At 69.3% G+C, this 13,339-nt stretch carries 11 protein-coding genes and 1 tRNA gene; 6 read left to right on the plus strand and 6 right to left on the minus strand.

What is annotated here, in order from left to right; translation table 11 throughout:
* Positions 1-4: 4 nt before the first annotated feature.
* Complete coding sequence (locus tag ACFYV5_RS16400; protein ID WP_355110927.1) at positions 5-409, minus strand: nuclear transport factor 2 family protein; 405 nt, start codon at positions 407-409, stop codon at positions 5-7.
* 73 nt (positions 410-482) lie between these two features.
* On the opposite strand from ACFYV5_RS16400, the gene ACFYV5_RS16405 reads away from it, so the two are divergent.
* From ACFYV5_RS16405 to purM, 4 genes are all read left to right on the plus strand, one after another.
* Positions 483-1,271, plus strand: coding sequence for a sterol carrier family protein (locus tag ACFYV5_RS16405; RefSeq protein WP_389168866.1), 789 nt, complete (start codon positions 483-485; stop codon positions 1,269-1,271).
* 50 nt (positions 1,272-1,321) lie between these two features.
* On the plus strand, positions 1,322-2,146 hold the full coding sequence (locus ACFYV5_RS16410; RefSeq protein ID WP_389168868.1) for an META domain-containing protein: 825 nt from the start codon (positions 1,322-1,324) through the stop codon (positions 2,144-2,146).
* Between the two features lie 226 nt (positions 2,147-2,372).
* The gene (purF, locus tag ACFYV5_RS16415) at positions 2,373-3,899 is read left to right on the plus strand and encodes an amidophosphoribosyltransferase (RefSeq protein WP_355110931.1); all 1,527 of its coding nucleotides are present in this window, start codon (positions 2,373-2,375) and stop codon (positions 3,897-3,899) included.
* Positions 3,900-3,946: 47 nt separating this feature from the next.
* Positions 3,947-5,020 carry a phosphoribosylformylglycinamidine cyclo-ligase gene (gene purM / locus ACFYV5_RS16420; protein WP_389168870.1) on the plus strand — a complete coding sequence of 358 codons (1,074 nt, stop codon included), beginning with the start codon at positions 3,947-3,949 and terminating at the stop codon, positions 5,018-5,020.
* A 108-nt stretch (positions 5,021-5,128) separates the two neighbouring features.
* Here purM and ACFYV5_RS16425 read toward each other — a convergent pair whose 3' ends face one another.
* Together ACFYV5_RS16425 and ACFYV5_RS16430 are read right to left on the minus strand one after the other, a co-directional pair.
* Entirely contained in the window at positions 5,129-5,386 is a 258-nt protein-coding gene (locus ACFYV5_RS16425) for a DUF3073 domain-containing protein (RefSeq protein ID WP_158988715.1), read from the minus strand.
* A 323-nt stretch (positions 5,387-5,709) separates the two neighbouring features.
* The gene (locus ACFYV5_RS16430; RefSeq protein WP_389168872.1) at positions 5,710-6,804 is read right to left on the minus strand and encodes a Leu/Phe/Val dehydrogenase; all 1,095 of its coding nucleotides are present in this window, start codon (positions 6,802-6,804) and stop codon (positions 5,710-5,712) included.
* Positions 6,805-6,963: 159 nt separating this feature from the next.
* On the opposite strand from ACFYV5_RS16430, the gene ACFYV5_RS16435 reads away from it, so the two are divergent.
* Both ACFYV5_RS16435 and bldC read left to right on the plus strand, forming a co-directional pair.
* Positions 6,964-7,830: a hypothetical protein gene (locus ACFYV5_RS16435; protein ID WP_389168874.1), complete on the plus strand. Its 867-nt coding sequence runs from the start codon at positions 6,964-6,966 to the stop codon at positions 7,828-7,830.
* 535 nt (positions 7,831-8,365) lie between these two features.
* The gene (gene bldC, locus ACFYV5_RS16440; protein WP_003949541.1) at positions 8,366-8,572 is read left to right on the plus strand and encodes a developmental transcriptional regulator BldC; all 207 of its coding nucleotides are present in this window, start codon (positions 8,366-8,368) and stop codon (positions 8,570-8,572) included.
* A gap of 322 nt (positions 8,573-8,894) precedes the next feature.
* Here the strand turns inward: bldC and ACFYV5_RS16445 are convergent, their stop codons facing one another.
* The 3 genes from ACFYV5_RS16445 to hrpA all read right to left on the minus strand — a co-directional run bounded on the left by ACFYV5_RS16445 (position 8,895) and on the right by hrpA (position 13,309).
* Entirely contained in the window at positions 8,895-9,074 is a 180-nt protein-coding gene (locus tag ACFYV5_RS16445) for a DUF6274 family protein (RefSeq protein ID WP_355110938.1), read from the minus strand.
* 124 nt (positions 9,075-9,198) lie between these two features.
* Positions 9,199-9,272, minus strand: a tRNA-Asp gene (locus ACFYV5_RS16450).
* A gap of 98 nt (positions 9,273-9,370) precedes the next feature.
* Complete coding sequence (gene hrpA / locus ACFYV5_RS16455; RefSeq protein ID WP_389168876.1) at positions 9,371-13,309, minus strand: ATP-dependent RNA helicase HrpA; 3,939 nt, start codon at positions 13,307-13,309, stop codon at positions 9,371-9,373.
* Positions 13,310-13,339 lie beyond the last annotated feature (30 nt).

The following is a 13,339-nucleotide window of genomic DNA, read 5'->3' on the forward strand; positions in this document are numbered from 1 at the left end:
GCGTTCACTCCGCCTGGTCCCAGAAGGCGTCGGCCTCGTCGATGTCCTCGACGCACTCGTCCCCGTCGGTGACCTTGCCGCCGACGATGGTGAAGAAGATCCCGCCGCGCATCTCGATGCCCCGGTCACCGCGGTCGGCATGCCACTTGTGGGTGGCCATGACATGTCCCCGGCCGTCCGGGTACACGCCCTCCAGCTCGACCCGGAAGGTGCCGTGGGTGAGTTCGACGAGCTCCCCGAAATGGGCGAGGACGTTGTCCGCGCCTTTGAAGTGGCCGGACATCCGGCTGTTGCCCGGCGAGTGATGGGTGCAGTCCGAGGTCATCATCGACCGTACGGTCTCCATGTCGCCCTTGGTGAACGCTTCGTAGCTCCGGCGGATCACGGCGGCGTCAGGGTGCTCAGCCATGGCTGCGACCCCTCTCCTGGATGTAGGTGTACTCGCGGCCCCGCCTCTCCAGTCTCCGACTACGCTCGCCCCCATGCCACCGGCCAAGAAGCGCACCCGCAGCTACGACTCCGCCAAGATCCGGGCCGCCGTGCTCACCCAGTTCGAGCATGTACGGGAGGCGGTGGTGACGCTCTCTCCCGAGCAGCTCGACGGGCCGACCCGGCTGGGGGAGTGGACCGTACGGGATCTCGCGGGGCACATCACGATGGTGCTCGGCTCGGTCGTGCGCAAGCTCTCGGAACCCGAGCCGGCGAAGCTCGAACTCGCGCTGGTGGACTGGCCCGCGGCGACCGCGACGGCCGCCGCGACGATCGACGAGGACACCCGGGCGATCGACACGGGCGATCTGCCCGGCCTGTACGCGCGGACGGCGGCGGGGTTCGAGGAGCGGATCGCCGGCGTGCCGGACGAGCGCCTCGTCCCGACGCGCTTCGGTGCCATGCGCCTCGGCGACCACCTGGTCACCCGCACCGTCGAGCTGATCGTCCACACCGACGACCTGAACGCGGCGACCGGCCTCGACATCCCGTACGACCGGCAGGCCCTGGCCGCCTGCACCCGCCTCCTCGCCGACGCACTCGCCGTGAAGGCCCCGGGCGGGGCGGTCGAGGTGCGGGTCCCGCCCTTCGCGGTGGTGCAGTGCGTGGAGGGCCCCCGGCACACCCGGGGCACCCCGCCCAACGTCGTCGAGACGGACCCCTTGACCTGGATCCGGCTGGCGACCGGCCGGGCGCGGTGGGCGCAAGAGCTGGACGCGGCCCGGGTCGGCGCGAGCGGGGAGCGGGCGGACCTCGCCGCCCTGCTGCCGCTGATGGGGTGACGGACCGGCTCCGTACGGAACCGCCCGTACCGTTCGCCCGTCCCATCCCCATGCTGAAGACACGTACCACCGCAGCCACCGCAGCCGTGGCCTCGCTCCTCGTCCTCGCCGCCTGTGGCACCGAGAAGGCCGGGTCGGATACCGGCGCGGGCACGGTCGCCCCGGACGTGCCGGTCACAGGGGTCCACTGGGCCGTGGACAGTCTGACCGTCGACGGCAGGAAGGCCCAGGCCCCCGCCGGCACCTATGTCGAGATCGACAAGAGCGGCCGGGCGAAGGGCAACTCCGGCTGCAACCACTTCGGCGGCACGGTCACCGTCGACGGCGACACCCTTCAGGTCGCCCTCGGCGAGACCACCGAGATGGCCTGCGACGCCATGGACTTCGAGACGGCCTTCCACAAGGCGTTCACGGGGAAGCTCAAGGCCAGGCTCGCCGGCGACGCGCTCACCCTCACCGCCCCCGACGGCAGGACGGTCGTCGCCCTGTCGAACATTCCGCCCGTTCCGCTGAACGGCACCACCTGGACCGTCGACTCCCTCCTCTCCGGCGACACCGCCGCCTCCCTGCCCAAGGGCACGGAGGGCAAGGCGCACTTCGTCATCGACAAGGACGGCAAGGTCAGGGGCAGCCTCGGCTGCAACAGGTTCTCCACCACGGCCGAGATCTCCGGCCGGACGGTGACCTTCGGCCAGATCACCACCACCCGCATGATGTGCAGTGGCCCGGAGATGGACCTGGAGACCCAGGTGTACGAGGTCTTCGGCGGATCGGCGACGTACGAGCTGCGCCACCGCGGCCTGTCGCTCGTCAACGCCGAGGGCAAGGGCTTCGCCGCGACCGCCGCTCCCAGCGCGTCCGCCGCCAAGAAGTAGGGGGTCCGCGGGCGCATCCCGTGCGAACTGCGTCACACTGAACGGCTCCCGGCCGTGCCGTACGAGCGTGCGCTTGTCGGTGCCCAAGTCGGCAGGGGCCCGGTCCCGCCTAGGCGAAAGGGTGTCTACGCACGTCACTGGATCAGTTTGTGCGATCACACCACTCGGACGGGTCCTGGATTTCCCCAATTCGGACCAGTGGTCGACCTCGCCTACACTCGGAGACGTGCCACGTGGTGACGGTCGACTCAATCACGATCTGCTTCCCGGCGAGAAGGGCCCCCAGGACGCTTGCGGCGTCTTCGGTGTCTGGGCTCCGGGTGAAGAGGTCGCAAAGCTCACGTACTTCGGGCTCTACGCCCTCCAGCATCGGGGCCAGGAATCCGCGGGAATCGCGGTCAGCAACGGCTCCCAGATCCTCGTCTTCAAGGACATGGGCCTCGTGTCCCAGGTCTTCGACGAGACCTCTCTCGGTTCCCTCCAGGGTCATATCGCGGTCGGTCACGCCCGCTACTCGACCACCGGGGCCTCCGTGTGGGAGAACGCGCAGCCGACGTTCCGGGCGACCGCCCACGGCTCGATCGCGCTCGGCCACAACGGCAACCTGGTGAACACGGCTCAGCTCGCCGAGATGGTCGCCGACCTGCCGAAGCAGGAAGGCCGCACCACTCGTGTGGCGGCCACCAACGACACCGACCTCCTGACGGCGCTCCTCGCCGCCCAGGTCGACGAGGACGGCAAGCCGCTCACGATCGAGCAGGGCGCCGCGAAGATCCTCCCCGAGGTCAAGGGCGCCTTCTCCCTCGTCTTCATGGACGAGCACACGCTCTACGCGGCCCGCGACCCGCAGGGCATCCGCCCGCTGGTCCTCGGCCGTCTCGAGCGCGGCTGGGTCGTCGCCTCCGAGTCCGCCGCCCTCGACATCTGCGGCGCCAGCTTCGTCCGCGAGGTCGAGCCGGGCGAGATGATCGCGATCGACGAGAACGGCATCCGCACCTCGCGATTCGCGGAAGCGAAGCCCAAGGGCTGTGTCTTCGAGTACGTGTACCTGGCCCGCCCGGACACGGACATCGCCGGCCGCAACGTCTACCTCTCCCGCGTGGAGATGGGCCGTCGCCTCGCCAAGGAGGCCCCGGTCGAGGCGGATCTCGTCATAGCGACGCCGGAATCCGGCACCCCGGCCGCGATCGGCTACGCCGAGGCCAGCGGCATCCCCTTCGGTGCGGGCCTGGTGAAGAACGCGTACGTCGGACGTACGTTCATCCAGCCCTCCCAGACCATCCGCCAGCTGGGCATCCGGCTGAAGCTGAACCCCCTGAAGGAAGTCATCAAGGGGAAGAAGCTCGTGGTCGTCGACGACTCGATCGTCCGCGGCAACACCCAGCGCGCCCTCGTCCGGATGCTCCGCGAGGCGGGCGCCGCCGAGGTCCACATCCGGATCTCCTCCCCGCCCGTGAAGTGGCCGTGCTTCTTCGGCATCGACTTCGCCACCCGCGCGGAGCTGATCGCCAACGGCATGTCGGTCGACGAGATCGGCAAGTCGCTCGGCGCGGACTCCCTCTCGTACATCTCCCTCGACGGGATGATCGAGGCGACCACGATCCAGAAGCCGAACCTCTGCCGGGCCTGCTTCGACGGCGAGTACCCGATGGAGCTTCCGGACCCCGAGCTGCTCGGCAAGCAGCTCCTGGAGACCGAGCTGGCCGCCGGCCCCGCCGCGACCGCGGCCTCCGACGCCCTGCGCCGCCCGTAAGACCCCGCTGCACACCCCGCAGTACGACACGAAAGTTCTTCAGCCACATGACTGAGACCACTGGTGCCAGCTACGCGAGCGCGGGCGTCGACATCGAAGCGGGCGACCGCGCAGTCGAGCTCATGAAGAAGTGGGTGAAGAAGACGCAGCGCGCGGAGGTCGCGGGCCTCGGCGGCCTCGGCGGTTTCGCCGGTCTCTTCGACGCCTCCGCCTTCAAGCGCTACGAGCGTCCGCTGCTGGCCTCCGCCACCGACGGCGTGGGCACGAAGGTCGACATCGCCCGTCAGATGGGCGTGTACGACACCATCGGCCACGACCTGGTCGCGATGGTCATGGACGACATCGTCGTCTGCGGCGCCGAGCCGCTCTTCATGACCGACTACATCTGCGTCGGCAAGGTCCACCCCGAGCGGGTCGCCTCGATCGTCAAGGGCATCGCCGAGGGCTGCGTCCTGGCCGGCTGCGCCCTGGTCGGCGGCGAGACCGCCGAGCACCCCGGGCTCCTCGGCCCGGACGACTTCGACGTCGCCGGCGCCGGTACGGGCGTGGTGGAGGCGGACCGTCTGCTCGGCCCGGATCGCATCCGTACGGGTGACGCCGTCATCGCGATGGAGTCCTCCGGCCTTCACTCCAACGGGTACTCACTCGTCCGGCACGTGGTCTTCGACCGCGCCGGCATGACCCTCGACCAGCGTGTCGAGGAGCTCGGCCGGACCCTGGGCGAGGAGCTCCTGGAGCCCACCAAGATCTATTCGCTGGACTGCCTGGCGCTCACCCGGACCGCCGAGGTGCACGCCTTCAGCCACATCACCGGTGGTGGCCTCGCCGCCAACCTGGCCCGGGTGATCCCGGACGGGCTGCACGCCACGGTCGACCGGTCGACCTGGACCCCGGGCGCGATCTTCGACCTGGTCGGCAAGGCCGGACAGGTCGAGCGGCTGGAGCTGGAGAAGACCCTGAACATGGGCGTCGGCATGATGGCCGTCGTGCCGGCCGAGTCCGTGGGGGTCGCCCTGGCGACCCTGGAGGACCGGGGCGTCGAGGCATGGGTCGCGGGCGAGATCATCGAGCGCGGCGACCACACGACCGGCGCGGAGCTGGTCGGCGACTACGCGGTCTGATCGGAGACGGTGGGTGGGCTCCGGCCCGCCCACCGACTCGGCACGCACAGAAACCCGGTCCGGGTAGCCCGGACCGGGTTCAGTGTTGAGCAGCGCTCTGTTAAGAGGTCAAGCGCGACGCTGGGACGACGCGCCAGGACCGGACTCGTCGTCCTCGTCCTCGTCGTCCGTGTTGTAGAGATCCGCGTACTGCGCGTACGGGTCGTCTTCTTCGTCGTCGTCCTCGAACGGCTCGCCATTCGGCGGCTGACTCGAAGTCGAAGCGCCCAGCTCGCTGGCCAGACGCGACAGGTCAGTCCCGCCGCTGCTGTACTTCAGCTGGCGGGCGACCTTCGTCTGCTTGGCCTTTGCCCGGCCGCGCCCCATGGCTCGACCCCCTCGGTGACGGGGCTCGACGGCCCCAGAGTCTTGACACGCGTTCATGGTTCGGAACGGGCTCTCGGTGGAGAGACCGGTCCGTAGGGCTTCAACGGTACCTGCTTCCGTGGCCATACGGTACGCCGCACGCATCACATGACCCGGTACAGAACCATAGAGGCGCCCCGTCCTCGCTGGTCAATCGCGATTTTAACCTCTTCTTGAGGGCCGACCCGCCGACCGGGGTGAGTCATCTCTCGATTGGGGTGAACCTACAAAGCTCACCCGCACGAGGGCCCCACGAGCGCCCCGCGGGCCGGCCCTGTCAGGAATCAGCCGCGGCGGGCTTCGGCCATCCGCTGCTCGGCGATCCGGTCGGCGGCGGCGGCCGGCGGGATGCCGTCCGACTTCGCACGAGCGAAGATCTCGAGAGTCGTGTCGAAGATCTTCGTGGCCTTGGCCTTGCACCGGTCGAAGTCGAAGCCGTGCAGCTCGTCGGCGACCTGGATCACGCCACCGGCGTTGACCACGTAGTCGGGCGCGTAGACGATCCCGCGGTCGGCGACGTCCTTCTCGACGCCGGGGTGCGCGAGCTGGTTGTTGGCCGCGCCGCAGACGATCTTCGCGGTGAGGACCGGCACGGTGTCGTCGTTCAGGGCGCCGCCGAGCGCGCACGGGGCGTAGATGTCCAGGCCCTCCACGCGGATCAGGGCGTCGGTGTCGGCGACGACCGTGACCTGCGGGAACCTGTCCGTGATCCGCCGCACCGACTCCTCGCGGACGTCGGTGATGCAGACCTGCGCGCCGTCGGCCAGGAGGTGCTCGACGAGGTAGTGGCCGACCTTGCCGACGCCCGCGACGCCGACCTTGCGGTCGCGCAGCGTGGGGTCGCCCCAGAGGGTCTGCGCGGAGGCGCGCATCCCCTGGAAGACGCCGAAGGCGGTGAGGACCGAGGAGTCGCCGGCGCCGCCGTTCTCGGGGGAGCGGCCGGTGGTCCACCGGTTGGTGCGGGCCACGACGTCCATGTCGGCGACGTACGTGCCGACGTCGCAGGCCGTGACGTAGCGGCCGCCGAGGGAGGCCACCATGCGCCCGTAGGCGAGCAGCAGCTCCTCCGTCTTGATCTTCTCGGGGTCCCCGATGATCACGGCCTTGCCGCCGCCGTGGTCGAGGCCGGCCATGGCGTTCTTGTACGACATGCCCCGGGAGAGGTTCAGCGCGTCGGCGACGGCCTCGGCCTCGGAGGCGTACGGGTAGAACCGGGTGCCGCCGAGGGCGGGGCCCAGGGCGGTGGAGTGGAGGGCGATGACGGCCTTGAGGCCGGAGGCGCGGTCCTGGCAGAGCACGACTTGCTCGTGGCCACCCTGTTCCGACTGGAACAGGGTGTGCAGTACGTCAGCAGCAGGAACGCCGGTCACATCGGTCACGGTGGTGACTCCCAAGTACGAAGCGGCGGTTACGCCGGTCCCCCCTGCGGGTGGTGGCGGGACCGGTTCGGCAAGAGAGTAAGTCCTACGCGTGCGTAGATCCGCCGCAGTGCGCAGGATCACCCCCTCCCGGAGTACGTGCGTGGAAGGATTCGCGACATGTCGGTCGCCTCTTCGGTCCTCGTCCCGTACGCCTCCTATCTGCGGGTCTACGAGCCGCTGGGGGCCTTCCCCGAGCCGGAACGGGGGCACTGGGCGCGGTACGCGCGCCGGGCGGACGTCCCGACGGCCCAGGACGAACTGCGTCGCTCGCTGGCGGACCTGCTGCCGACGCCGCCGGTCCCGGTGCCGGTCCACGAGAGCGGTGACGCCTTCGTCGCCCAGGTCGACGGGGTGGTCGTGGTCTGCCCGTGGCGGACCCGGCTGCGGGGCTGGCTGGCGCTGGAGGAGCTGGGGCAGGCGCGAGGGACCTGGCCGGAGCGGGCGCTGCCGGCTCCGGTGCTCGACGTGATGCTGCCGCCGGTGGTGCGGGCCCAGGTGGCGGCGGACCATGAGCGCTGGCGGGAGCGGAACCCGGACGCCCGCCCGTGGATCCGTACGGCGGTCTGGCAGGTGCCGGTGCGCTGGTTCACGCTCTTCGCGGACGAGGAGCGGGAGTACGTCCCCGGGGGCGAGGGGGCGCCGCCGGTGTTCCGCTACCGGACGCCGATGGTGCAGGCGCGCCGCCGGCTGGCCCGGGCGTTGCGGGCGCTGCGGGAGTCGGTCGACGAGGGTCCGCTGACCGAGGGTCTGGTCGAGGTGGGCCGGTGGCTGGAGGAGTTCCATCCGCGGGCGCTGGTGGAGCTGGACTACGGGGGTCTGGTGCACGCGCTGTCGCCGGAGCGGCTCGCGGAGGACCGGTCGGCGGCGGACGTGGCCGAGGGGCTCGCGGCGCTGCGGGACGGCGACGGGGAGGGCGCGAGCGAGGCGTACGGCCGGCTCGCGGAGCGCTGGCGGGAGATCCGGAACCTGCAGTTCGCCAATTGATCATCGACAGGACGGGTCCGACTGATCAGAATGATCATCGAGTGCCGCGGGGCCTCGGTGGGTCCTTGGGGGGACGTCGGTGGTCCGCGGTGGGACGTAGGTCCCGATCCGGGCCTTTGGCTCAAGCGTGACGGACAGCACTTACCGCGCTCTTGCGTCCATCACCCATCCTCGTGCCAAAATAGGACAAGGAGTCCGGGGAGGGTTCCTTCCGCCCATCTATGGGCGGAACGCTCGACATTGCACTCTATGGGGGGTCTGAGGACTCCCGATCGCTCTGTGACTGATCGTCACAGTGGCGTGACTGTCCGTTATGGCATGGTCCATCGACTTCCGCCGCTGATGAACACCTGCGAGGGCAATTCCATCGGTTTGGCCGACGTGGCTGGACGGATGGTGTAGTTGTAGTGCCGAGGACAAGCCGTTCGTCCTATAACCGACTCGGCTCGCGTCCGCCATTTCGGGCAACGCGGGTCAAGGTGCAGAATTTAGAGGAAAGAACCGAGAAGGTTCGGTTCTCCCGAGGAGGCCGCTCATGACCGCTCGCACCCCTGATGCCGAGCCGCTGCTGACCCCCGCTGAGGTTGCCACGATGTTCCGTGTGGACCCGAAGACGGTGACCCGTTGGGCGAAGGCAGGAAAGCTCACGTCCATCCGCACGCTGGGTGGACACCGCCGGTACCGCGAGGCTGAGGTCCGCGCTCTGCTGGCGGGCATTCCGCAGCAGCGCAGCGAGGCCTGAGGTACGCGCAACACCCCGCTCCACCGGGCATTTCCGGGTCCCCCAACCTGGATCGCCCACCCCAAGCTCTGCCGACGGGCGCCTGCCCCAACAGGCTCTTCGTCATCGATCGCGCTGGACTCCGCCGGGTCCAGCGCGATCTTTTTTGTGTCCCGGTACCCGCCCCGAAGGGCGGTGCAATTGCACATATTAAATGGGGCGCATGTAGGGAGGGGTTAAATACCTCACTTCGGAAAACCCGTTCGGTGACTCCCGTCACACCGGCCAACTCTTGCCAAGGAACAGCCTGCCACTCCCCGGACGGGCTCCAACCCGCCGTTGGTCATGGGTCGGTGGGACCTTCGTCCTCGCGGCGCTCCAGCTCGATGGCGAGCGCCAGGAGGCGGTGACAGACGGAACACCGCCGGGTGAGGTGCCCGTAGCGGGACGCGGCCGCCAGATGGGCGCGCAGCAGGGCGCGTATCTCATGCCTCGACTCACGTGCTGCGGATGCCGCGGCCATGCGCGACCACCTCCTGTGGGCCCCCGAGTCCCTCATGCCTGGGTACCTGGGGCCGGCGGGCGGCGTCAATACACGGGAACACAACGAAGAAGGCCCGCACCGAACGGCGCGGGCCTTCTGAAAGCGATCCTGACGGGACTTGAACCCGCGACCTCCACCTTGACAGGGTGGCGAGCTAACCAACTGCTCCACAGGACCATGCTCGCAGCCTGTGTGGGGCTGCGAGGAAGACTGTACAGCAGGTCAGAGGGTCAGGTCGAACCGGCGCAAGGCGACGCCCCGCGGGACGGCCCCGGCTACGGCGCGGCGGCGTCGATCGCCTTCACGATCCGCTTGTCCGAGACCGGGTACGCCGTGCCCAGCGCATGCGCGAAATAGCTGACCCGGAGCTCCTCGATCATCCAGCGGATGTCGGTGACCTCCTGCGGCACCGGCCGTCCCTGCGGGAGCTGCTCGAGCAGCCAGGCGTACTCGTCCTGCATCTCGTGGACCTTCTCCATACGGGTGGTGTCCCGCTGGACGCCCGTCGGCATCTGCTGCAGCCGCCGGTCCACGGCCACCAGATAGCGCATGAGGTCCGGCAGCCGCCGCAGCCCGGTCCGGGTCACGAAGCCGGCCGGCATCAGCCACGCCAGCTGCTCACGGACGTCGGCCAGGTTCTTCATCAGCGCCAGGCTGTTGGTGGCCTTCAGACGCCGCTCACAGGCCTGCCAGGCCGCCAGGATCTGCTGGACCTGCCCCACCGTCCGGACGGTCGTGTCGACGAGGTCCGCGCGGACCGTGTCGTACAGCTTCCGGAACGACTCCTCGTCCCATACCGGGCCGCCGTGGTCGGCGATCAGCTTGTCCGCCGCCGCGGTCGCGCAGTCGTCGAAGAGCGCCTGGATCGAGCCGTGCGGGTTACGGGACAGGGCCAGCTTCTGCTGGTTGGTCAGCTTGTCCGAGGCGAACTTCGCCGGGTTCACCGGGATGTTCAGCAGGATCAGCTTCCGCGTGCCCCGCCACATCGCCTGCGCCTGCTCGGCCTCCGTGTCGAAGAGCCGTACGGCGACAGTGTCGCCCTCGTCCACGAGCGCCGGGTACGCCTTGACCGGCTGCCCGCCCCGCTTGGTCTCGAAGACCTTGGTGAGGGTGCCGATCGTCCACTCCGTGAGCCCCGAGCGCTCCAGGGACTGCCCGGAGCCGTCCGGGCCCGCCGTGGCCGCCGCGGCGGCCTTGGAGAGGGCCTGGCGGGCCTTCGGGCGCAGCGACAGCTTCAGCGCCTCCAGGTCCTTGTCCTCCGCGAGCTTGCGGCGCCGCTCGTCGACGATCCGGAAGGTGATCTTCAGGTGCTCGGGGATGCGGGAGAGGTCGAAGTCGTCCGGGGAGACCGGGACCCTGCCCATCCGGTGCAGCTCGCGGGCGAGCGTGACCGGCAGCGGCTCCTGCCGGGGGACGGCCGAGTCCAGGAAGCGGGTCGCGAAGTTCGGGGCGGGTACGTAGTTGCGGCGGATCGGCTTGGGCAGCGACCGGATCAGCTCCGTGACGACCTCCTCCCGCAGGCCCGGGATCTGCCAGTCGAAGCCCTCGTCCGTGACCTGGTTGAGGACCTGGAGCGGGATGTGGACGGTCACGCCGTCGGCGTCCGCGCCCGGCTCGAACTGGTACGTCACCCGGAACTTCAGCGGCCCCTGCCGCCAGGAGTCCGGATAGTCGTCCTTCGTGACCCCGGCGGCCTTCTCGTTGATGAGCATCTCGCGCTCGAAGTCGAGGAACTCCGGTTCCTCACGGCGCTTGTGCTTCCACCAGGAGTCGAAGTGCGCGCCCGACACGATGTGTTCGGGCACCCGCTTGTCGTAGAAGTCGAAGAGCGTCTCGTCGTCGACGAGGATGTCCCGGCGCCGGGCGCGATGCTCCAGCTCCTCGACCTCGGTGAGGAGTCTGCGGTTGTCGGCGAAGAACTTGTGGTGCGTGCGCCAGTCGCCCTCGACGAGCGCGTTGCGGATGAACAGGTCGCGGGAAGCCTCGGGGTCGATCCGGCCGTAGTTCACCTTGCGGTCGGTGACGATCGGGACGCCGTAGAGCGTCACCTTCTCGATCGCCATGACCGCCGCCTGGTCCTTCTCCCAGTGCGGCTCGCTGTACGTCTTCTTGATCAGGTGCTGGGCGAGCGGCTCGATCCATTCGGGCTCGATCTTCGCGTTGACCCGGGCCCACAGGCGCGAGGTCTCCACCAGCTCGGCGGACATGATGAAGCGCGGGGGCTTCTTGAAGAGCGCAGAACCGGGGAAGACCGCGAACTTGGCGCTGCGGGCGCCCAGATACTCGTTCTTCGCGCCCTCCTTGATGTCCTTCATGCCGATGTGCGAGAGCAGACCGGCGAGAAGGGAGACGTGCACGGACTGCTCGGGGGCGTCCTCCTCGTTGAGGTGGATGCCCATCTGCTTGGCCACGGTCCGCAGCTGCGCGTAGATGTCCTGCCACTCGCGGATGCGCAGGAAGTTCAGGTACTCCTGCTTGCACATCCGGCGGAAGGAGGACGAGCCGCGCTCCTTCTGCTGCTCGCGGATGTAGCGCCAGAGGTTGAGGAAGGCGAGGAAGTCGCTCGTCTCGTCCTTGAAGCGGGCGTGCTGCTGGTCGGCCTGGGCCTGCTTCTCGGCCGGGCGCTCGCGCGGGTCCTGGATGGAGAGCGCGGCCGCGATCACCATGACTTCCCGTACACAGCCGTTCCGCTCGGCCTCCAGGACCATGCGGGCCAGGCGGGGATCGACCGGCAGTTGGGAGAGCTTGCGCCCCTGCGGGGTCAGCCGCTTCTTCGGATCCTTCTCGGCGGGGTCGATCGCCCCGAGCTCCTGGAGGAGCTGCACGCCGTCGCGGATGTTGCGGTGGTCCGGCGGATCGATGAAGGGGAACTTCTCGATCTCGCCCAGGCCGGCGGCGGTCATCTGCAGGATGACGGAGGCCAGGTTCGTACGGAGGATCTCGGCGTCCGTGAACTCCGGGCGGGCGAGGAAGTCGTCCTCGGAGTAGAGCCGGATGCAGATGCCGTCCGACGTACGGCCGCAGCGGCCCTTGCGCTGGTTGGCGCTGGCCTGGCTGACCGGCTCGATCGGCAGCCGCTGGACCTTGGTGCGGTGGGAGTAGCGCGAGATGCGGGCGGTGCCCGGATCGATCACGTACTTGATGCCGGGGACGGTCAGGGAGGTCTCGGCCACGTTGGTGGCGAGGACGATCCGGCGGCCGCTGTGCGCCTGGAAGACGCGGTGCTGCTCGGCATGGCTCAGGCGCGCGTAGAGGGGGAGGACCTCGGTGTTGCGGAGCTGCTTCTTCAGCAGCGCGTCGGCGGTGTCGCGGATCTCGCGCTCGCCGGAGAGGAAGACCAGGATGTCGCCGGGGCCCTCGGACTGGAGCTCGTCGACGGCGTCGCAGATCGCCGTGATCTGGTCGCGGTCCGACTCCTCGCTGTCTTCTTCGAGGAGCGGGCGGTAGCGGACCTCGACCGGGTACGTACGACCGCTGACCTCGACGATCGGCGCCTCGCCGAAGTGGCGGGAGAAGCGCTCGGGGTCGATGGTCGCGGAGGTGATGACGACCTTGAGGTCGGGGCGCTTGGGCAGCAGCTGGGCCAGATAGCCGAGCAGGAAGTCGATGTTGAGGGACCGCTCGTGGGCCTCGTCGATGATGATCGTGTCGTAGGCGCGCAGCTCGCGGTCCGTCTGGATCTCGGCGAGCAGGATGCCGTCGGTCATCAGCTTCACGAAGGTCGCGTCGGGGTTCACCTGGTCGGTGAACCGGACCTTCCAGCCGACCGCCTCGCCGAGGGGGGTCTTCAGCTCGTCCGCGACCCGCTCGGCGACCGTACGGGCCGCGAGCCGGCGCGGCTGCGTATGGCCGATCATGCCCCGGACGCCCCGGCCCAGCTCCAGACAGATCTTGGGGATCTGCGTGGTCTTTCCGGAACCCGTCTCACCGGCGACGATCACGACCTGGTGGTCACGTATCGCCTCCAGGATCGCGTCCTTCTTCTGGGAGACGGGCAGCTGCTCGGGGTACGTGATCGCGGGCACGCGTGCGGCACGCCCGTCGACGCGCTCCTTGGCCTTGCCGGCCTCGGCGGCGATCTCGTCCAGGACGGCCTCACGGGCCTCGGGCTTGCGGATGCGGCGGGCGCCCTCGAGGCGGCGGCCGAGCCGGTGGGCGTCCCGCAGCGAGACCTCGGCCAGGACGGACTGGAGGGCGGCGAAGGAAGTAGACATACGGAATCCAGGATCGCACCCCGGGCCGAG

This window comes from Streptomyces sp. NPDC003035 (assembly GCF_042888285.1).
Taxonomy (GTDB): Bacteria; Actinomycetota; Actinomycetes; order Streptomycetales; family Streptomycetaceae; genus Streptomyces.